Here is a 20868-nt window from a genome sequence, read left to right as displayed (position 1 = left end):
GGCGGAGGCTCCTATTTCGTGCCGCTCGGGCTGACGGGTCGCGTGGGAACGATGTCGAAACGCGTGACGTCCGCGTTCGGGGGAAGCGAGAGGACGGCGACGATCATTCGGGCGACGTCGTCGGGCTGAACGGCGACGCTTCCGGCGTACATCGCTGCGCGCGCCGCTTCGTCCAGGATGTTCTTGTAGAGACCGGTTTCAACACGGCCGCACACTATTTCTGTCACGCGAACCCCGTAGGGTGCGGTATCTGCCTTCAGGCCGGCGACGAATCCGGAGATGGCGGCTTTCGTCGCCGAATAGACGGCGATATTGGCGTAGGAACCGTGACCGGCCGTCGAGCCGGTGAACAGGATGTGGCCCGACTGGCGCTCTCGCATTTTTGGAAGGACGAGCCGGGTGAGCAGTATGGCGGAGTTGAGGTTGATCTCAAGCACGGCATCGATATCCGCGATGTCCATATCCGCGAAATTCTCAAGTGGCGGCATCACGCCGGCATTGTTGACCAGCACGTCTATAGTAAGATCTGCTACGACCGTCTCCAACGCCTTCCGGTCCGTTACATTCATGGCAAGTGGAACGATACTTGAGCGCTCGGCCTGCAGCTCCTTCAGCGCAGACTGGCTGCGCCCCAGCGCATAGACTTCGTAACCGGCGTCGCAAAGCGCCAAAGCAGCAGCTCGCCCGATGCCGCTCGTGGCACCCGTGATGAAGGCTGTCTTCACGCGACTTCCCCAATGGCTAGATTTTCAGTTTGTGACCTTTGCGCGTAAGGAAAAACCGGCAGGCGCGAAAGATGCGATCAGGGCATCGGATCCGCGCGCCAGCAAGCCGAGATCCGATCCAACGGCAACCATAGTGAACCCGTCAGCCAGGTAGCGATCCGCGTCCGCCTTGACCGGCGCCAGAATCCCGCTTGCCTTTCCCATGGATGCGGCGGCCTCTCGGACGCTGGTTATGGCCTTCTGCACGTGTCCGGCATTCGGGTTTCCCATCGCTCGCATATTCGTCGACAAGTCCCCGGGTCCCACGAACAGAACATCGACACTATCGACAGCCGCGATCTCGGCGGCGTTGGCAACGCCCATTTCATCTTCGATCTGCACGGCGAGCAACTGCTGCACACGCGCATTCGCATGATAGTCCCTGATGCGGCCGAAAGCGTTGGCGCGATGCCCCACGGAGAATCCGCGGATACCGCCCGGCGCATAAGTCATCGCCGCGACGATAGCACGTGCCTGCCCGGCGGTGCGGACGTTGGGAACCATGAGGCTGCGTGCGCCGATGTCCATCGCCTGCTTGATGAGGTTGGCATCATCCGACGGCAGCCTGACAACCGCCTCGCAGGGAAATGCGGCAGCAACCTGAAGCTGCGACATGATTGTCAGAAGATGGTTGGGACTATGCTCGCCGTCGATGAGAATCCAGCCGGCGCCTGAACCGGCAATTACCTCCGTCGTCAGCGCAGAGCCGAGAGAACACCAGATGCCGATATGCGCATCACCTGCTTTCAGCGCTGCCTTAAGCGGATTGACGCGCTCCTCCATCTCCATCGGCCCCCGCTGAGAGATTGCGGATTAAAATTTGTATGATGTCTTATATCATACAGCAATCTTGAATCGCAAGCGATGTTTGGGGAAGTGTCGGGTATAAGGATGGGATTTGTCGGCTTGAGCGTGATTGAGGCACCATGAGCGCGCCGGCCGCTCCGATGGTTGATGTCCGCACGGCCGTTATCATTGGAACGTCAGGCATTGGCCGGGCAATTGCCGGCGCTTTGCTGGAGACGGGGCGAATGTGATCGTCGCAGGGATCGACGATGCGGGAGGTCGCATAGCTGCCGGCGCCGGAGTCGCTGCGGCGTATTGCGGGCTGTCTCACGAGCACCGGGGTCGGGAACCCTGAGATAGCGGATTTCGACATCGCAGCACGGAAAGGTAGGAGCAGGATTTGCTCCGCTATAGTTCCAATGCAATCTTGCGGCCATCGTGGAAGGCGTAGGCCGCCTGGCGCGAGGCGGTGCAGTCGCCTATGGCCGAATACGCAATGCCGCGCCTTTCCAGCTCGACCGGGAGGCTGTCTTCCGCCCTGTTGGTGGTCGCGAAGACCAGCGAATCCGCCTCGACCGTCTGTTCGTTTCCATCGAGAAGCGACGTGATCGTCGCCCGCTTGCCGTCCCAGCGGACGACTGCGCTTTCCGTCATGAAACGCACGCCCGACCGGGCGAGAGCTCGACGCAAGGGCGCATCCACCGCCATCCGCTGAAGCTCCTTGCCGACCAGCGCGTCGGGCGTGACGATCGTCACGTCATGGCCGTCCTCGGCGAGTTTCCAGGCCGTGCCGCAGCCTTTCCAGTTGCCTCCGTCGTCCAGAAGCAGCACGCGCTGTCCCGGCCGCGCCTCGCGCGCCATGACGGCTTCGGCGGAAAGCACCGGCCCGCCGCCGGGTATCGTGTCGAACTGGGGCAAAGCTCGCTGGAATGCTCCGTCGGGAGGCAGCGACCCGGTCGCGACGATCACATGGTCGACGCTCTCCCGTTCGACATCGTCAGCCTCTGCATAACTTCCAAGCCGCACTTCGACCTGCAACTGTCCGAGCTGCCGTTCGTACCAGTCGATCAGGTCAAGGATCTGCGACCGGCGCGGCTGCATGCCTGCGAGCCGAAACTGTCCGCCGAGCCGCTCCGAGGCTTCGGCCAGTATGACGCGATGGCCGCGCTCCGCAGCGACGCGTGCCGCCTCGAGGCCTGCCGGGCCGCCGCCCACGACGAAAACCCGTTTCGGTTTTTCGGCCCGCGTGAACCGGTCACCGCCCCATTCCCATTCGCGGCCGGCGGATGGGTTGATCACGCAGCTTATCCAGTAATCGCGCGAGCGCCTGCCCCAGCACATCTGGTTGCAGGACAGGCAGCCGCGAATGTCCTCCGCTCGTCCCGCCTCCGCCTTCACCGCCAGATGCGGATCGGCGATCTGTCCGCGCACGATCGAAACGAGGTCGGCATGCCCTTCGCGGAGCACGCCCTCGGCATTCTCGGGCGTGCGGATATGGCTTTCCGCGGTGACCAGTGCATGGCGCACGGTGGACTTCAAAACCGAGGCAAGGTCCGCGCCGAGCTTTTCCGGATACATGAAGGTCGGCATGATCTTGTAGAAGTCGAAATACGAACCGGAGCCGCAGGTGACATAGTCCATCAGGTGGTCGCGGTCGTGAATATCCACGATCTCCGCCAGCGCCTCCCGCTTGAGCGCGACCGCGACTTCCGGTTCGTCGTTAATGGCCAGCCCGATGATGAAGTCTTCGCCGCACTCCCGGCGGATGCGGGTCATCACCTCCCGGCTCATGCGCGTCCTGTTTTCGAGATTGCCGCCCCAGCGGTCGGCGCGGCGGTTGGACCACGGCGTCCAGAACTGGTCGAGCATGGAATGATAGGCGGCCCACACCTCGACGCCGTCGAACCCGGCCTCGCGGCAGCGCCGCGCCGCCTGGACGAAGCCGTCGATCGTCTCCTCTATCTCGCGCTCCGTCATTGCGTGGGAGCCGTCGGAATCGTGGTAGCTCGGCAAGCCGGACGGCGACCAGCCCGGGTGGAACGAGTTGTCGGCATCCGCATGCTGGCCGACATGGTAGAGTTGCTGGATCGCCACGGCGCCGTTACCCCGGATCGCCTCCGTCACCTTGCGGAAATGCGGGATGACGCTGTCGTCGGCGGGGCGGAAATTGCCGCGCGTCAGCACGGCTGCCTGATGCACCGGCATCGGCTCGACGACGATCATGGCCGCGCCGCCGATTGCGCGCTCGGCGTAGTAGCCGACATGCCGCTCGGTCGGCAGGCCTTCCACCGCCATGTTCGCCGTATGCGCGCCGAAGACGATGCGATTGCGAAGGGTTTTTCCCCGCAACTGGATCGGCGTGAAAAGCCGTTTGAAAATCCGGTCGGACACTGCCCCCTCCCTCAAGGCGCCAGGCCCGGGGCCATGAGCGCGTTCTGGTACCTGCGGCGGAGCCGTCTCCGTTGCGGAAGACGGCAGTTGCACATCGACGGTCAGTGGAGGCTAATAGTCAAGATGAATGAAATTCCTCTGCGATTGAGCCACAGGCAACCAAGACATCGAGCCGCATGTCGTTGTAGGTTGAGGTCCGGCATGCGGTGCGGAAAGCAACAGCATGGTTCGCAGGTACTATAGCCTACCCTCGCTCAGCGCGCTCGCCGCCTTCGAGGCAGCAGCACGCCATCTCAGCCTGACGAAGGCGGCCGAGGAGCTCAACGTCACGACCGGCGCCGTCTCGCGCTCGGTCCGCATGCTGGAGGAGGAGCTCGGCAGTCCGCTGTTCGTGCGCAGGCATCGCGCGGTCGAGCTCACCCGCGAAGGCGAAACGCTGGCTGCGGCCCTGCGGGAGAGCTTCGAAAGGATGGCGGCGACGTTCCGCCAGATAAAGTCCTTCGGCAGGCAGGCGAATGTCACCATCGGCAGCACCATGGCGATGGCGCATCTGTGGCTGATGCCGCGCATGGGCGCCTTCTGGAACCGCAACCCGGATATCGTGGTCGACCATGTGATTTCCGATCACCCGCGCGGTCTCGATCGCCCCGACGTCGATCTGCGTATCCGCTACGGCGATGGCGAATGGCCGGACGAGCAGTCAGCCAAGCTTTATGACGACCGGATCTTTCCGGTGGCGAGTCCGGCTTTCGCCAAAGCCTATCCGGTGAGCTCGGTGTCGGACCTCATGCAATTGCAGCTCCTTTCGGTCGAAGGCATCGACTGGACGTGGACGACCTGGGGAGAGTTCCTCAGCGCGATCGGCCATCCGGATCGCCGCGTCAATGTGCGGCGCTTCAACAGCTACGTCATCGCCCTGCAGGCGGCGCGCAGCGGACAGGGCGTGGCGCTTGGCTGGGAAAGCCTGGTGGCGCCCCTGATCGAGGCAGGCAACCTTGTCCGGGTGACGAAGACAGAAATCGCCGCGCCGCAATCCTACTTCGTGACGTGGAGCGCGCGACGGCCGCTCAGCCCCCATGCGGCCATGCTGAGGGACTGGCTGCTCTCCCTTGGATCGTTGAGTTCAGCTCAAGCGAGCCGACTTCCTATTTCGCTTGAAGAACCGGCTCGCAGGCGCTCTCCTAAGATCAAGGGAGAGCCAGCATGAGCACAGCGAGCACTGCCAGCACACCGGAAACTGCGGGGACCAGCCGCCGCGGCGGCGGTCGGGTCGGCCGCAAGGCGCTTCGTGGCGCGGCCATGACCTCCTTCCCGACCCTGGTCCGCAAGATACCGGTCTACGAGATCGTACCCGACGAAGCGGTCGAGCTGATCCACAACGAGTCGCTGAGCATCCTGGAGGATGTCGGATGCGAGTTCCGCGACGACGAAGCCATCGCCATGTGGAAGCAGGCCGGAGCCGACGTCTCCGGCACGAGGGTGCGCTTCGACCGCGCGCTGCTGATGGATCTGGTGTCCAAGGTGCCGGCCGAATTCACGCTCAACGCCCGCAATCCCGAACGCTCGGTGCAGGTCGGCGGCAGGAACTCCGTGTTCGTACCCATGTACGGCGCGCCCTATGTGCGCGACCTCGACAACAACCGGCGCTACGGCACGCTCGAGGACCTGAACAATTTCCACAAGCTGGCCTACATGGCCCCGGCGCTCCATTCGTCCAGCTCGATCATCTGCGAACCGATGGAGATCGCGGTCCCGAAACGCCATCTCCACATCATCCATTCGGCGCTGAAGCATTCCGACAAGCCCTTCATGGGCATCGTCACGTCTAAGGACCGGGCCGAGGACACGATGGCGATGGCCGGCATCGTCTTCGGCGAGGATTACGTCAGGGACAATCCGGTGCTCGTGTCGATCACCAACTGCAACTCGCCGCTGGTGTGGGACGCCACAATGCTCGACGCGATGAAGGTCTATGCGCGTCACAACCAGCCGCTCATCCTGGCGCCCTTCGCGCTGTGCGGCGCCTCGACCCCGGCGTCGGCGGTCGGCGCCATCGCGCAGGTCAATGCGGAGGCGCTTGCCGGCGTCGCCTTCACCCAGCTGATCCGGCCGGGCTCGCCGCAGATCTACGGGCAGTTCATGGTCACCGTCGACATGAAGACCGGCGCCCCCATGGGCGGGACGCCGGAAGCCGCGCAAATGATGTATGTGATGGGTGCGCTGGCGCGGAAATACCGGCTGCCCTGGCGTACCTCCGGCTTCCATGTCGGCTCGAAGCTGAACGACGCGCAGGCGGGCTACGAGTCGAACATGCTGATGCATGCCGCCATCCTCTCCGGGGCCAACTACATCTGGCATTCGGCAGGGTGGCTGGAGGCCGGCCTGACCTGCGGCTATTCCAAGTTCGCCACCGACTGCGAACAGCTGGTGGGCTGGTACAAATATGCAGGCGGGCTGTCCTTCGACGACTTCAAGGATGCCATGGCGGCGGTTCGCGAGGTTGGGCCGCAGGGGCACTTCCTCGGCACGCAGCATACGCTCGAGCACTTCGAAACGGCTTTCTTCATGCCGACGCTGATGGATTTCAACTCTTTCGAGCAATGGTCCGCGGAAGGCGCCAAGGACCATGACACGCGGGGCCGCGAGAAAGCCCGCAACATGCTTCAGGACTATCAGGAGCCGAAGCTCGACGAGGGCATCGCCGACGGCCTGCGCGACTTCATCGCGTTGCGCGAGGAAAGGCTGCCGGATACCGTGAACTGAGCAGCGATCGACCCAGTGACGAGATATCACGAGGCATGATGACCGCAACCCCTCACATCATTCACGGGCGGACGCCGGCATGAACGCCTCCCTCCGCAACGATCCGCTCCTGCAGCCATACCGGCTCAAGCACCTGACGCTGAAGAACCGCGTCATGTCGACGAGCCATGAGCCTGCCTATTCCGAGGACGGCCTGCCGAAAGAGCGCTACCGCCTCTACCACGCGGAGAAGGCGAAGGGCGGCATGGCGCTGACCATGACGGCGGGCTCGGCCCTCGTTTCCCGAGACAGCCCGGCCGCCTTCGGCAATCTGCAGGCCTACCGCGACGAGATCGTGCCGTGGATGCGGGAGCTTGCCGACGCCTGTCACGAGCACGACTGCAAGGTGATGATACAGATCACCCATCTCGGCCGGCGCACCGGCTGGAACAAGGCCGACTGGCTGCCGGTGCTTAGCGCCTCGCCGATGCGCGAGCCTGCGCATCGCGCCTTCCCCAAGACGATGGAGGACTGGGACATCGATCGCATCGTCGCCGACTATGCGTCCGCCGCCCAGCGCATGCAGGCGGCGGGCCTCGACGGCATCGAGTTCGAGTCCTACGGCCATCTGATGGACAGCTTCTGGTCGCCGGCGACCAATCATCGCGACGACGACTATGGCGGCTCGCTCGACAACCGGCTGCGTTTCACCTTCAGGGTCATTGATGCCGTTCGCGCGGCGGTCGGCCCGGATTTCATCGTCGGCATCCGCATGGTCGCCGACGAAGATTTCGAAAAGGGCTTGTCGAAGGAGGAAGGCGTCGCGATCGCGCGGCGGCTGGCGGCGTCGGGCAAGTTCGATTTCCTCAACATCATCCGCGGCTCGATCGAGACGGACGCCGCGCTGACGAACGTCATCCCCATCACCGGCATGCGCTCGGCGCCGCATCTCGACTTTGCAGGAGAAGTACGCGCGGCAACGAAATTCCCGGTCTTCCATGCGGCGCGCATCTCGGATGTCGCCACGGCCCGCCATGCGATCGCGGAAGGCAAGCTCGACATGGTTGGCCTGACCCGTCCGCATATCGCCGATCCCCACATCGTCAGAAAGGTCATGGCCGGCGAGGAGCACCGCATCCGGCCCTGCGTCGGCGCGACCTACTGCCTCGACCGCATCTACGAGGGCGGCGAGGCGCTGTGCATCCACAACGCCGCCACGGGCCGCGAGGCGACGATACCGCATGTGATCGCGCGGTCGGACGGCCCTGCGAAGAAGGTCGTCGTGGTCGGAGCCGGCCCTGCCGGCCTGGAAGCCGCGCGCGTGGCGGCCGAGCGCGGCCATTCGGTGACGGTGCTGGAAGCTTCCGGCCAGGCCGGCGGGCAGATCCTGCTTGCCGCCCAGAATCCACGCCGCAAGGAACTGATTGGCATCGTCGACTGGCGGCTCGCCGAACTGGAGCGGCTCGGCGTCGACATCCGCTACAATGTCTGGGCCGAAGCCGGCGACGTGACCGCGCTGGAGCCGGACATCGTGATCGTCGCCACTGGCGGACTGCCGCAAAATCCGCCGCTGGATGCCGGCGGCGATCTCGTCGTGTCGAGCTGGGACATCCTGTCCGGCAGCGTCAAGCCGGCCGAGAACGTTCTGCTTTACGACGACAATGGCGGTCATCAGGGCATGGGCGCTGCGGAAGTCATCGCCAATACCGGCGCGCGGCTGGAACTCGTCTCGCCCGAGCGCTTCTTTGCGCCGGAAATGGGCGGCATGAACCACGTTCCGTATATGAAGGTCTTTCATGAGAAGGGCGTACGCGTCACCATCAACACCCGCGTCAGCGCGGTCCGGCGCGACGGCAACAAGCTTGTGGCGACGCTCGGCTCGGATTTCTCGCAGGGTTGGAGCGAGGAGCGGCGGGTCGATCAGGTCGTGGTCGAACACGGCACCCAGCCGCTGGACGATTTGTATCTGGCGCTGAAACCGGGCTCGGCAAATCTCGGTGCGGTCGCCTACGAGGCACTGGTGAACGGCGGCGAGGTATTTCCGCAAAGGCAGTCCACAGCCTACACGCTTTTCCGCATCGGCGACGCGGTTGCCTCCCGCAACATCCACGCCGCGATCTATGACGGCATAAGATACGCAATCCGGATCTGAGGGCGTTTGATCGGCGTCGGCGATCCATCACAACCAACAGGAGGAACTCATGAGAATATTCAGCAGCAATGGCGACCGCGTTCCCGAAGTTATCGAGAGGATGGCTGAAGAAACGTCTCGCGGAAGGATGGACCGGCGGGAATTCCTGGCCCTGGCGACGACGATGGGCGCGTCCACCGCGCTTGCCTACAGCATGATCGGCGTTGCAGTTCCTTCCCGGGCTCTTGCGCAGGAGCCCAAGAAGGGCGGCGTTCTGAAGGTGGCGATGTCGGTCAAGGCGCAGAAGGACCCGCGAACCTATGACTGGGTCGAACTGGGCAATATCGCGAGGACGTTCCTGGAGCCGCTGGTGACCTACACGCGGGAGTTCACCTTCGAGCCGGTGCTGCTTGAGGGCTGGGAGGTCAACGAAGACGCGACCGAATATACGCTGAAGGTGCGCCAGGGCGTGACCTGGAACAATGGGGACGCCTTCAATGCCGACGACGTGATCTTCAATCTGAACCGGTGGGCCGACAAGGGCGCATCGGGCAACTCGATGGCGGCCCGTGTCGGCTCGTTGATCGACGAGGCGACGGGCAAGGCCAAGGAAGGCGCCATCACGAAGGTCGATGACCATACGGTCAGGCTGAAGCTCAATGCGTCCGACATTTCCCTGATCGCCAACTTCACCGACTATCCGGCGCTCATCGTCCACCGCAACTTCGACGCTGACGGCGCCGATCCCGTGGCGAAGCCCATCGGCACAGGCGCGTTCGAGCTGGTGTCCTATGACGTGGGCACGAAGGCCGTCGTGAAACGTCGTGAGAACGGAAGCTGGTGGGGCGGCGAGGCTCTTCTCGATGGCGTCGAATTCGTCGACTACGGCACCGATCCGACCGCTGTCGTCAACGCTTTCGAATCCGGCGAAGTCGACATGAACCTTGAGACGACCGCCGACTTCGTCGACATCCTCGACGGGCTCGGGCTCGTGAAGTCCGAGGTCGCGACGGCGACGACGCTGGTGGCCCGAACCAACGTGACCCAGGAACCTTACGGCGACCAGCGCGTCAGAAACGCCTTGCAGATGGCGGTGGACAACAACGCCGTTCTGCAACTCGGCTATGGCGGACGCGGGACCGTCGGCGAGAACCACCACGTTGCGCCGATTCATCCGGAGTATTTCGAACTGCCCAAGAAGCAGCGCGACACGGAAGGCGCCAAGAAGCTGCTCGAGGAAGCGGGCAAGCTCGATTTCGAGCACGAGCTGATCACGGTCGAGGACGACTGGCAGAAGAACACCGGCGACGCCATCGCGGCGCAGTTGCGCGAGGCCGGCATCAAGGTGAAGCGCACCGTGCTTCCGGGTTCGACCTTCTGGAACGACTGGACGAAGTATCCCTACTCGATGACTATCTGGTACATGCGCCCGCTGGGCGTGCAGGTTCTGGCGCTCGGCTATCGCACCGGCGAGGCATGGAACGAATCCGGCTATTCCAACCCGGAATTCGACAAGAAGCTGGGGGAGGCATTGGCGATCAGCGCGCCCGAGAAACGGCGGGAGGTCATGAAGGATCTGGAGACCATTCTTCAGGATTCCGGGGTCATCATCCAGCCTTACTGGCAGTCACTCTATTCACACACGTCCGAAAAGGTGAAGGGCTACGGGGTTCATCAGACCTTCCAGATGGATCTTCAGAAGGTGTGGCTCGAACAGGCCTGATCAGACCCCACCATCCAAACCGCCGGCGCTTCGGATCCGAAGCGCCGGCGGCAACTCGTCAGCCGGCCGCTGGCGAAACGTGATTGCGCCGGCAACATGCCAGCCGATAGTACCCGGCGCTGTCTTTGCAGCGATCGAGCTTCCGGGAAGACGTACTATTTCAGAAACTCTCCGATACCTGCTCCTGAAGCATCATCTTTGAGACGAACGGCATGTGTCCGGGATTGCGCTCCCGCGCGAGCACCCACAATCCGACCTGTCCCGGTGATCCATGCAGTCTTGAATCCGGTATCAGATCGCTATCATCAGATCCGAAATGATCGAAATACGCAAAGATAAGTGTTGCGTTCCATCTTCTGGTGGCGTTGTCCGCTGTAAAATCCTCCAAAAAGACATCCACGCCCTGTGTAGAACCAACCGCAAATTTCAGCCTTGTTGATGTCTTGGCGCCGAATGAGACCATCGGCGGTTCCAGCCGTCCAAATTTCTCATGAGACAGAAACTGAACCGCCCCGGGTTTGCCGGAGGCCGTTTCGTTTGGGTCACGCTGCCATGGCTGGTTCTTCCAGCATGGCGTAGTAGCGCTCCTCGGCTTCAGCCGGCGGGACGTTGCCGATGGGCTCCAGCAGCCGGCGATTGTTGAACCAGTCGACCCACGTCAGCGTGGCAAACTCGACGGCCTCGAAGCTTCGCCACGGTCCGCGTCGATGGATGACCTCGGCCTTGTATAGCCCGTTGATCGTCTCTGCGAGAGCGTTGTCGTAGGAATCTCCAACGCTGCCCACGGAGGGCTCGATGCCGGCTTCGGCCAGGCGCTCGGTGTAGCGGATGCTGACATATTGAGAGCCCCTATCGGAATGGTGCACCAGACCGCCGCGATGGATGGGCCGCCGTTCGTGCAGAGCCTGTTCGAGAGCATCGAGGACGAAGCCCGCATGGGCGGTCCTGCTCACCCGCCAGCCGACGATCCGGCGGGCATAGGCATCGATGACGAAGGCCACGTAGACGAAACCCGACCAGGTGCTGACATAGGTGAAGTCCGACAGCCAGAGGCGGTTCGGCGCCGGAGCATGGAAGACCCGGTTCACATGGTCGCGCGGACATGGCGCCGCCTTGTCCTGCACCGTAGTCCGGATGGCCTTGCCGCGGATGACGCCGTGAAGGCCCAGGCCGGCCATCAGACGTTCGACGGTGCAGCGCGCGACGGTAAAACCTTCGCGCAGCATCTGCCGCCAGACCTTGCGCGCGCCATAGACCTCAAAGTTCTCGGCGAAGACGCGCTCGATCTCCGGCCTTAAGGCCATGTCCCGCTTCGCCCGCGCCGAGAGCTTCTCGGGATCGACCCGCTTGGCGACATGGTTGCGGTAGGTCGACGGGGCGATCGGCAGCACCTTGCAGATCGGCTCGACCCCGTGAACCTCGCGGTGATCGTCAATGAACGCAATCATCGTTTGAAAGGGCGGTCGAGCTCCGCCTGGGCAAAATAAGCGCTCGCCTTGCGCAGGATCTCGTTGGCCTGTCGAAGCTCACGGTTCTCCCGCTCCAGAGCCTTCAGCTTCGCTGCCATGTCCGTCGGCACACCGGCCCGCTTGCCGGCATCAACCTCGAACTTCTTCACCCACTCATTCAGAGTTTGCGCCGTGCAGCCGATCTTGGCCGCCACCGATGATACCGCCGCCCAGCGCGACGGATGCTCGGGCTCGTGATCAAGAACCAGCCGCACGGCTCGCTGGCGCACTTCGGGGGAAAACTTGTTCGTCGTCTTGCTCATGATGGCTCCACCTTCTCAGGAGTTGGAGCCTCCGGCAAACCCGGGGCGGTTCAAACCGGTAATCCAGCGTGTTGCTTGTCCTGATGCCGCCGTCCAGCACCTCTTTCATCTGCCGGACGAAATCTGCTTTGACGTCCCTGAACTCATCGGATTTCCTGATCAGGTCGCAAACGATGTTCCCAACGCCGAACGTAATGACAGCCTTGGGGATGCCATTGGCGACGAAAGTGTTCACCATTGCCGCTCCGGCCTCTCCGGCCACCAGCAGTTCCGTTCGCATTTCCTGCACAAGCGCAAACGTCGGGGTGATGCGCGCATGAGTCAGAAGATTGCGCGCGATTATCCCTTGGGGAGTCAGGGGAAGCTTTGGCTCAGACTTGGTGCTCTCCAAATCTCCCTTCATACGGTTGTCGGCTTCATGAGCGATAAGTAGTGGCTTGATTTCGTTAAACGGCACGATCGCTACTGAAGTCTCGGGCTTCGGGTTGACATCCTCGTCCACAGGCAGTTCGAGGTCGAGAGCAACGACGGTTTTCTTGCCTACAACCTGGTCAATCTCATTCTTGTAGTTCCTGATATCTTTTGCTCTCTTGAATATATCGACCGCCTTATGGGTCATGGGGCCGAATTTCTTGTTGTCCTTTTCAGCACCCGTAACGATATGTTGGCCTTGCCCCGTGTTAACGAGCCACTTATTCAGAGCTTCTTGAATCAGCGCAACGTGCTCACCCGTTGAATTAAAGTTTACGCTGATATGATCAGGATCATTAACCGCGCACTTTTTCAGTTGATCATTTTTCTTGAACTTGGATTTGAAGCCAGTGAATACCATGCTCGTTCTCCGCGTTGCTGATCAGTTGCGACTATTCACACAGCACTTATTTCAGAAAGATTGGTGGAATGTCCTCATGTGGAGGTCTGTTCTTAAAGCTTAGCGCATGACAAAATCTGCCGCCACTCCGGAAAACGCCGAAGACCCGTCAATCAAAGACGGCGTCGACCGTCAGTTGCGCTGTGGCCCTGTTGCCCGCTGTTTGCGACAGGGCGTTTGCCTCAGCCGCGATTGTTGCCGAATAGAATCCGGTTCGGTTTATGGATGCGATTCGCTGGCGGCGGCGACCCTGGCGATCGATCTGGCCAAACTGTACGGCGACATCGAATGCGGCGACGTCATGTACATGTATGAAATGCAGGTGTGGCCGAAATCTCGACGTCGGCACGGCTTACCCTTCTGCCGAGGAGAAGCAGACGATGAAGGTGCGCCAACTCACCAAGATCTACTACGAGCGGCGCACCGTCTGGCAGGATGTGCCGTATGCCAAGGGTCAAGGTGAGGGAGCGGTGAAACGCTGCTTTTCGTTGGCAGTCAGATTCGTTGAACCTGCAAGGAGCTTCGCAGATCTGCGCGAAAACGCCAGTTTCATCAACGATTTCAAGGGTTCGAATGGTGGGCGTGACAGGGATTGAACCTGTGACCCCTACGATGTCAACGTAGTGCTCTCCCGCTGAGCTACACGCCCATCCGACGCCGCGCATACATCACATGTGCCGGAGCGCGTCAATCCGGTAATTTAGCCTGAGCCCGGATGACGCATATCCGGTAGGACGGTGCTGGATGAAGCCGTTAGGCCGCCTGGAGCATCTTCTCGACCTCGGTGACGAGTTCGCGCAGATGGAAAGGCTTCGACAGCACCTTGGCGTCCTTGGGCGCCTTGGAATCGGGATTGAGCGCCACGGCGGCGAAACCGGTGATGAACATCACCTTGAGATCGGGATCGATCTCGGTCGCCCGGCGGGCGAGCTCGATGCCGTCCATCTCCGGCATGACGATGTCCGTCAGGAGCAGCGAGAACGGTTCCTCGCGCAGGCGCTCGAAGGCGCTTGCGCCATTGTCGAAATCGGTGACGTCGTAGCCCGCGCGCTGCAGCGCCTTGACCAGAAACCGGCGCATGTCCTCATCGTCTTCCGCAAGCAGAATGCGTGCCATCAGTCCCGTCCGAATCGCTCAGCGGCGCGACCCCAGGGGCGCCGCGTTAACCATGCTGTATATGAAGAGCCGACGGTAAACATCAAGTGAATGCGGCGCGTTGGGCCGTGCGGATTCCACCGCGCAGACGCTGGACAGCCGCGGGCCGCGATGGCACTTTCGCCCGATGGATCATAGACTTTCCGGCGCGGGGCGTGCGCCATGACAGTAGTCGAGGATTTTTCGGCCACGGTTCCTTTCGAAGTCCGTTCCAGCATCGAACAGCGCGTTCCTTTCGTTTTCTGCTCCCCGCACAGCGGCCGCTACTATCCTGAACGCTTCCTGAGGATGGCGCGGCTGGACGGGCAGGCGATTCGCCGTTCCGAGGACTGCTTCGTCGACGAACTCTTCGCCGGCGCCGCCACGCTTGGCGCCCCGTTGCTTGTCGCGAATTTTCCGCGCGCCTATCTCGACGTCAACCGCGAGCCATGGGAACTCGATCCGCGCATGTTCGCGGAGCCGCTGCCGTCCTTCGTCAATGCGCGGTCGGCGCGCGTCGCGGGCGGTCTCGGAACAATCCCGAAGCTGGTCGGGGAGGGGCAGGACATCTATCCGTCGCGAATCCGCCTTTCCGAGGCGGTCAGCCGCATCGAGGGCATCTACAAACCGTTCCACGAGTGCCTTAAGGGGTTGGTGACGCGAACGCATGCGCGATTCGGGATCGCCGTCCTGATCGACTGCCATTCGATGCCGGCCAGCGTGCGCATCGGTGCGAACAACGTTCGGCCCGACTTCATAATCGGCGACCGTTTCGGCACATCGGCGGCTCCGGCGCTGATCGAACATGCCATCGGCCTGCTGAGCGCCATGGGCTACACCGTGACCCACAACAAACCCTATGCCGGCGGCTACATCACGGAACATTACGGCCGTCCGGCCCGGGGGCTGCACGCGCTGCAGATCGAGATCAACCGGGGTCTCTACATGGACGAGCGGACATTCCGGAAATCGCCCGGATTCGAGGCGCTGGCGGAAGACCTGCTGCGCTTCACGGCGGACCTGATCGCCATTCCGGAACACGAACTCGCGGCGCCGCCGCTGGCCGCGGAATAGACGCCCGCGCGGTGCCGAAAAAAAGACCGCACCGTTGCCGACGCGGTCGAAGTCTAGGGAGGAAACGCCCAAGGAGGGCATGAACAGGAAACCTGTTCGACGCCAACTTTATGTTGCGCCGCACAAATGTCAAGCAACTTTGATGATTTTAACGTGTCGGGCCTGTACGGGCCGCCACAAACGGTCTACGCGCCTCACCGCTCCAGGAATTCCGGGATTTCGCCATGAAGATCAGTGCAGAGTTCATGCGCCGCATCGCGGCCGCCGCCGCTGGCGAGACGCTGCCGCGCTTTCGCGGCGCAGCAGACGTGGTGAACAAGCTCGAAGCGGGTTTCGATCCTGTCACCGAGGCGGACCGGGAGGCCGAGCAGGCAATCAAACGCGTGATCCTGGAGGCCTATCCCGAGCATGGGATACTCGGCGAGGAGCACGGCACGGTGAACGAGGGCGCCGATCACATGTGGGTCATCGACCCCATCGACGGGACACGCGCCTTCATCTCCGGTCTGCCGGTGTGGGGAACGCTGGTCGGCCTGACCGTCGGAGGCGAGGCCGTGGCGGGAATGATGTCGCAGCCCTTCACCGGCGAATTGTTCTATGCCGACGGCGAGACGTCCCGCTACGAAGGGCCGGGCGGGCCACGCGTGCTGAAGGCGCGCAAGACGACGAGACTTGCGGACGCCACGCTGTTCACCACCACACCCGCGCTGTTCAAGGGATCGAAACGGGCGGTCTACGACCGTTTTGAGACCATGGTGCGCATGCCGCGTTACGGGGCCGACTGCTATGCCTTCGCCATGGTCGCCGCCGGGCAGGTCGACATCGTCACCGATCCGGGACTCAAGCCGTACGACATCGTGGCGTTGATCCCGATCATCGAGCAGGCGGGCGGCGTGGTGACGACCTTCGACGGCGGCCCGGCGGAGAAGGGCGGCGACATTCTGGCGGCGGCGACGCCAGAACTCCACGCCGCTGCGATGGAAGCGCTAAAAGACTGATCAGGCAGGCACTTCCGCTTCGACCGGAACGCCCGGCGCAGTCTCCGCGAACACGGCGTCGCTGCCGGGAATGAAGGCGTCGAAGGCCGCCAGGAACTGCTCGCGATAAAGGTCCGCCTCCTGCAGCAGTTCGTGGCGGGCGCCGTCGATGGTGACGACAGCGCCCGAGCGCAGGCCGCGCGCGTAGCGTTCGATCGTCGCAGTCGAGACGACCGTGTCGGCGCCGGCCGCCACGAACAGGATCGGTATCTGGATCCGCGCCATGAAATCCGGTTCGGTGACCTGCTCGACCGCGATGCAGACCCGGTTGACCCAGGTCGCCGTCGGTCCGCCCATGGCGAGGGAGGGCTGTGCGTCGATCAGGTCGGCATTGCGCTCGAAGCGCGTCAGGTCGCTGGTCAGCGGGTTGGTGGCGAAAGGCAGCCGCCGGCGCGGGCCGCCGGTCGCGTAGAGCCAGCCCAGTCCCATCATGCGGAGCGCGCCGGTGATGCGCCGGATGTTGCGCATCGAGAACGGAAAGCCCTGCACTGCCAGAAATGGCGCAGCCAGCACCATGCGCCGCACGCGATTGGTGAGCGCGGGAGCTGCCAGCAGCGCGATCAGCGTACCGGTGGAATGGCCGAGCACGTAGTACGGGCCGTCGCAATCGTCCAGGACGTGTTCCTGAAAGAACCTCTCGAAGTCGCGCACATAGTCATCGAAGGAGCGGACGTAGCCACGCTGCGGGTTGCGCAGCAGGCGTTGCGAGCCGCCCTGTCCGCGCCAGTCGGCCATGGCGACGGTGAAGCCGCGGCCGGTGAGGTCGCCGATGGTCTCGAAATATTTCTCGATGCATTCGTTGCGGCCTTGCAGGACGAGGACAGTGCCCTTGTTCACCACGCCCGGCGCCGGCCGGAAGCGGGCATGGCGGATGCGTGCGCCGTCGGCGGCCTCGAAGTGGCCGGCGTTGCCGTGCGGCGGCACCGGATTGCCGGGCGTTCCGAAAAGTATGTCCGTGCTCATCGCTACGTTCTGCGGTTCTTCGGGGAAGTCTGACCGCAAATCGCGAAAGACTCCATAGCGGCGTGCAGTGCAGTAGGCTTTTCGACATCCGTCGCCGTAAAAAGTGAAGGCCGAAGACCGCATCCTTGCGGCCTCCGGCCTCTGCTGAACCGGGAGGAAGGGACGTTGCACCCGGCCGGCATCTTCGCGGCGCTGAAGCTCGATGCGCCGCTGTTTCACTCTGGAATGGAGGATATGGCGCACGATCTGAACATGGGCCGAAGGCTGCGTTCATCGCCCGTTCATGCGGCGCGGCAGCTTCGGGCGGGTGCAAGTCGATTGCTCTCGGTTTTCTCTTGAAACGGCGACGGGCCGCACCCAAATCAATCATGCGGTCGCCGAAGGCGGGACCGCTGACCGCAAGGGAACGCCAGACGGGTTCCTCTCAGGTCATAACGCAAACAATTGTTGCTCAATGGAGAACACACATGCGTCACGTTGATTTTTCCCCGCTCTACCGGTCGACCGTCGGTTTCGATCGCCTTTTCACCATGCTCGACTCCCTTGCGCAGCCTGAAGGCGGCCAGAGCCAGACAAGCTATCCGCCCTACAATATCGAGCGTACGGGCGAGGACGCTTATCGCATCTCGATGGCGGTAGCCGGTTTCTCGGATGACGAGATTTCGATCGAAGCCCACCGCAACGTTCTGACCATCAAGGGTGAGCGCAGCGAAGAGAAGAACGCCGAGGGCAGCGAACTGCTTTATCGCGGCATCGCCTCGCGCTCGTTCGAGCGGCGCTTCCAACTTGCCGATCACGTCGAGGTCGTGGGCGCCAATCTGAAGAACGGCCTGCTCCATATCGACCTGAAGCGCACGATCCCGGAAGAGCTGAAGCCCCGCAAGATCGCGATCAGCTCGGTATCGGGCAATACCGCGAAGCAGATCGAAGGCCAGTCGGTCAACTGAACCAACTGAAACTTTCCCCGTAGCCGGCTCCTCCTCCCGGCTCAAAAGGGCGGCGTCGTCGGGCGCCGCCTTTTCGCATCCGGCGCGGAGTCACGCCTCACGCGCTTTTCCGGAATGGCGGGCGATCGCGGTCTGGATCAGCGTATCCACCGCTTCCGTGTAGGACACGCCGCCGGATTCCAGCGCTTTCGGATACATGCTCATATTGGTGAAGCCCGGTATGGTGTTCACCTCGTTCAGCAGCAATTCTCCGTCCTTTCGCAGGAAGAAATCCACGCGCGCCATGCCGCTGCATTCGAGCGTCCTGAATGCCTTGGCCGCGGTTTCGCGGCATGCTTTCTTCGCCGCGTCGGGAACATCGGCCGGCGTCCGGACGACGGTGCCGCCGGTGTCGAGATATTTCGCCTCGTAGGTATAGAACTGGTGGGAAGCGGCGGTGATGATCTCGCCGGGATCGGAAACGACCAGCGAACCGTCCGGCTTCTCCAACACCGCGCATTCGATCTCCCGCGCCGGCACAAATTCTTCGATCAGCAGTTTGTCGTCATGTTCGAAGGCGTTCGCGAGAGCCGTCGCGAGGGCCTGCGGACTATCGGCCTTGCCGACGCCGAAGGACGAGCCCTGGCGCGCCGGCTTGACGAAAACGGGCATGCCAAGTTCGCGCTTCACAGTCTCGAACGGGACCGACATGCCGGGCCGCATGGTGAGCGACCGTGCCATCGGCACGTCGGCCGCGACCAGCAGGCGCTTGGTCAGGTCCTTGTCCATGCAGATGGCGGAACTCGCCACGCCGCAACCGACATAGGCGATGCCTGCCGTCTCGGCCAGGCCCTGCACGCTGCCGTCCTCGCCATAGGGACCGTGCAGGACCGGAAAGATGACGTCGATCTCCGGCAGCGTGCCATCGGCCACGACCGGCGACATCGTCACCAGCGCGCCGGAGCCGCCCGGCATCAATGCCACCTGTAGTCCGGTGTTTTTCGGCGCGCCAAGCGATCCTTCCGGGCCGAACCTGTGGAGAAGCCATCGCCCGTCGCGCTCGATCCTGATCGGGACGACCTCGTATTTTGCCGGATCGATGGCCTGCATGACATTCGCTGCAGACATGACGGATACGTCGTGTTCGGCGGAACGTCCGCCGAACAGCACGGCGACCGAGCGTTTCCTGCTCAAATTCCTTCTCCCTCTCCTTCGCGCCGCGCTCCGGCGGCGCAACGCATGGGGCCGGTCGCCGCCGCCCGCAAAAAGGCGGAGTCGTGCAGATTTCCAAGAGCTATCGCGTAGGACCCGTCATTTGCGCGTCACTGCCGGATCAGCTCCGCGAGCCGCGTCACCTCCTCCTCGGTGGTGGCGAAGCTGGTCACGAAGCGACAAAGCTGCTCGTCTCGCGAAACCTGACCCGCCAGCGCGGCCGGCGTGTGCCATTCGTAGAAAGCCGCGCTGGCTGCCTTGGCGGCGTGAATGGTCTTATTCGAAAGGATTGCGAAGACTTCGTTCGCACCCGGCTCCCATGCGAGACGCGCGGTGTTGGATGCGCGGAAGGCGCTCGCCAGACGAGCCGCCATCGCATTGGCGTGACGGGCGTTCGCGAGCCAGAGGTCATCCCGGAAATACGCGTCAAATTGCGCGGCGATGAAGCGCGATTTCGAGAACAACTGCGCGGCGCGCTTGCGGATGAAGCAGAAATCCTTGGCGCCGGCGGGGTCGAAAAGCACGACGGCCTCGGCGCACCAGCAGCCATTCTTGGTGCCGCCGAAGGAAAGCAGATCGACGCCGCGTTTCCACGTCATCTCGGCCGGCGTCGTATTGAGCGCGACAAGCGCATTGGCGAAGCGGGCGCCGTCCATGTGCACCGGCAGGCCGAATTCCTTCGCGACAGCGGCCAGCGCCGCAATCTCGTCGAGCGTGTAGACGGTGCCGGCTTCCGTCGCCTGCGTGAGCGAGACGGCGACAGGCCGCCCGTCATGCACGATCTCGGGCGCGAAGCGCGACACGCCGGCGTGCAGATTCTCGGCGGTCATCTTTCCTGTTGGCCCATCGATCGGCGCGAGGCGCAGCGAACCGGACAGATATTCCGGCGCGCCGCATTCGTCGGCGATGACATGGGCTTCGCGGTGGGCGAAAGCGACGCCGCCGGGCTTCGCGACGGAGGCGAGCGAAAGCGAATTCGCGGCGGTTCCGGTACCGACGAAGAGAACCGCGACGTCGCGTTCGAAGATTTCGCTGAACTTGCGTTCGACAGCCTTGTCGAATTCGCTCGTGCCGTAGGCGGACGCGAAGCCGCCGGCATTTTCCACGAGGCTGGCTGCGATGGCCGGATGCGCGCCGGCCCAATTGTCTGAGGCAAAAAACATGGAGATCCAATCTTCACGGCAATCGCGCGCCTTCTATCGCGCCGAGCTTTAAAATACATGGGAAATTTCAAGCCGTCCGGGCGATGACACATTTCATGTAGAGAAATAAAATTTCTTGATTGCGCGTGCCAGCGACACGATCGGTCGCGCCCGCTTCCGTTTCTTTTCATTTCGGTCTTG

At 62.8% G+C, this 20868-nt stretch carries 18 protein-coding genes, 1 tRNA gene and 1 other annotated feature; of the genes, 8 read left to right on the top strand and 11 right to left on the bottom strand.

The window, feature by feature from the left end:
* Nucleotides 1–11 precede the first annotated feature (11 nt).
* The 3 genes from M9955_01260 to M9955_01250 form a co-directional block, all read right to left on the bottom strand.
* Nucleotides 12–725: an SDR family oxidoreductase gene (locus tag M9955_01260; GenBank protein MCO5080264.1), complete on the bottom strand. Its 714-nt coding sequence runs from the start codon at nt 723–725 to the stop codon at nt 12–14.
* Nucleotides 726–749: 24 nt separating this feature from the next.
* Complete coding sequence (locus M9955_01255; GenBank protein ID MCO5080263.1) at nt 750–1547, bottom strand: aldolase/citrate lyase family protein; 798 nt, start codon at nt 1545–1547, stop codon at nt 750–752.
* A gap of 411 nt (nt 1548–1958) precedes the next feature.
* Nucleotides 1959–3941: an FAD-dependent oxidoreductase gene (locus M9955_01250; protein ID MCO5080262.1), complete on the bottom strand. Its 1983-nt coding sequence runs from the start codon at nt 3939–3941 to the stop codon at nt 1959–1961.
* A 223-nt stretch (nt 3942–4164) separates the two neighbouring features.
* Here M9955_01250 and M9955_01245 point away from each other — a divergent pair, with 223 nt between their 5' ends.
* The 4 genes from M9955_01245 to M9955_01230 all read left to right on the top strand — a co-directional run bounded on the left by M9955_01245 (nt 4165) and on the right by M9955_01230 (nt 10537).
* Nucleotides 4165–5148, top strand: a complete 984-nt coding sequence (locus tag M9955_01245; protein MCO5080261.1) for a LysR substrate-binding domain-containing protein — start codon at nt 4165–4167, stop codon at nt 5146–5148.
* Nucleotides 5145–6704: a trimethylamine methyltransferase family protein gene (locus tag M9955_01240; GenBank protein ID MCO5080260.1), complete on the top strand. Its 1560-nt coding sequence runs from the start codon at nt 5145–5147 to the stop codon at nt 6702–6704. Before M9955_01245 ends, M9955_01240 begins: the two co-directional genes overlap by 4 nt.
* A 79-nt stretch (nt 6705–6783) precedes the next feature.
* The gene (locus tag M9955_01235) at nt 6784–8835 is read left to right on the top strand and encodes an NADH:flavin oxidoreductase (protein ID MCO5080259.1); all 2052 of its coding nucleotides are present in this window, start codon (nt 6784–6786) and stop codon (nt 8833–8835) included.
* A 49-nt stretch (nt 8836–8884) separates the two neighbouring features.
* Nucleotides 8885–10537 carry an ABC transporter substrate-binding protein gene (locus M9955_01230; GenBank protein MCO5080258.1) on the top strand — a complete coding sequence of 551 codons (1653 nt, stop codon included), beginning with the start codon at nt 8885–8887 and terminating at the stop codon, nt 10535–10537.
* A 160-nt stretch (nt 10538–10697) separates the two neighbouring features.
* On the opposite strand, the gene M9955_01225 is transcribed toward M9955_01230, so the two are convergent.
* The 3 genes from M9955_01225 to M9955_01215 form a co-directional block, all read right to left on the bottom strand.
* Complete coding sequence (locus tag M9955_01225; protein ID MCO5080257.1) at nt 10698–11000, bottom strand: hypothetical protein; 303 nt, start codon at nt 10998–11000, stop codon at nt 10698–10700.
* A 79-nt stretch (nt 11001–11079) separates the two neighbouring features.
* Nucleotides 11080–12308, bottom strand: a protein-coding gene (locus M9955_01220) for an IS3 family transposase (GenBank protein ID MCO5080256.1) whose coding sequence is annotated in 2 segments (ribosomal slippage) — nt 11080–12020 and nt 12020–12308 — 1230 coding nt in all. Because the reading frame shifts where the segments join, the coding sequence is not laid out codon by codon here.
* Nucleotides 11911–12027: a sequence feature (AL1L pseudoknot), on the bottom strand. It overlaps the preceding gene by 117 nt.
* Nucleotides 12244–13140 carry a hypothetical protein gene (locus M9955_01215; protein MCO5080255.1) on the bottom strand — a complete coding sequence of 299 codons (897 nt, stop codon included), beginning with the start codon at nt 13138–13140 and terminating at the stop codon, nt 12244–12246. The genes M9955_01220 and M9955_01215 overlap by 65 nt, the downstream gene beginning before the upstream one ends.
* A 419-nt stretch (nt 13141–13559) precedes the next feature.
* Between M9955_01215 and M9955_01210 the strand changes: the two genes are divergently transcribed.
* Nucleotides 13560–13775: a hypothetical protein gene (locus tag M9955_01210; GenBank protein ID MCO5080254.1), complete on the top strand. Its 216-nt coding sequence runs from the start codon at nt 13560–13562 to the stop codon at nt 13773–13775.
* Here the strand turns inward: M9955_01210 and M9955_01205 are convergent.
* Both M9955_01205 and M9955_01200 read right to left on the bottom strand, forming a co-directional pair.
* A tRNA-Val gene (locus M9955_01205) sits at nt 13754–13828 on the bottom strand. The two genes, M9955_01210 and M9955_01205, sit on opposite strands and share 22 nt — an antisense overlap.
* Nucleotides 13829–13932: 104 nt before the next feature.
* Nucleotides 13933–14295: a response regulator gene (locus M9955_01200; GenBank protein MCO5080253.1), complete on the bottom strand. Its 363-nt coding sequence runs from the start codon at nt 14293–14295 to the stop codon at nt 13933–13935.
* Between the two features lie 201 nt (nt 14296–14496).
* On the opposite strand from M9955_01200, the gene M9955_01195 reads away from it, so the two are divergent.
* The gene (locus tag M9955_01195; GenBank protein MCO5080252.1) at nt 14497–15387 is read left to right on the top strand and encodes an N-formylglutamate amidohydrolase; all 891 of its coding nucleotides are present in this window, start codon (nt 14497–14499) and stop codon (nt 15385–15387) included.
* 224 nt (nt 15388–15611) lie between these two features.
* Nucleotides 15612–16385, top strand: coding sequence for a histidinol-phosphatase (hisN, locus tag M9955_01190; GenBank protein ID MCO5080251.1), 774 nt, complete (start codon nt 15612–15614; stop codon nt 16383–16385).
* Here hisN and M9955_01185 read toward each other — a convergent pair whose 3' ends face one another.
* Nucleotides 16386–17387 carry an alpha/beta hydrolase gene (locus tag M9955_01185; GenBank protein ID MCO5080250.1) on the bottom strand — a complete coding sequence of 334 codons (1002 nt, stop codon included), beginning with the start codon at nt 17385–17387 and terminating at the stop codon, nt 16386–16388.
* 467 nt (nt 17388–17854) lie between these two features.
* Between M9955_01185 and M9955_01180 the strand changes: the two genes are divergently transcribed.
* The gene (locus M9955_01180; protein ID MCO5080249.1) at nt 17855–18334 is read left to right on the top strand and encodes an Hsp20 family protein; all 480 of its coding nucleotides are present in this window, start codon (nt 17855–17857) and stop codon (nt 18332–18334) included.
* Nucleotides 18335–18424: 90 nt separating this feature from the next.
* On the opposite strand, the gene M9955_01175 is transcribed toward M9955_01180, so the two are convergent.
* Together M9955_01175 and M9955_01170 are read right to left on the bottom strand one after the other, a co-directional pair.
* On the bottom strand, nt 18425–19507 hold the full coding sequence (locus M9955_01175; GenBank protein ID MCO5080248.1) for a D-alanine--D-alanine ligase: 1083 nt from the start codon (nt 19505–19507) through the stop codon (nt 18425–18427).
* A 128-nt stretch (nt 19508–19635) separates the two neighbouring features.
* On the bottom strand, nt 19636–20688 hold the full coding sequence (locus tag M9955_01170) for a low specificity L-threonine aldolase (GenBank protein MCO5080247.1): 1053 nt from the start codon (nt 20686–20688) through the stop codon (nt 19636–19638).
* Between the last annotated feature and the right edge of the window lie 180 nt (nt 20689–20868).

It is taken from the genome of Rhizobiaceae bacterium (assembly GCA_023953845.1).
In the GTDB taxonomy this organism is placed as follows: domain Bacteria; phylum Pseudomonadota; class Alphaproteobacteria; order Rhizobiales; family Rhizobiaceae; genus Arvimicrobium.
The sequence above is the reverse complement of the archived record's forward strand: the minus strand, read 5'-3'. Positions and strand labels throughout refer to the sequence as shown.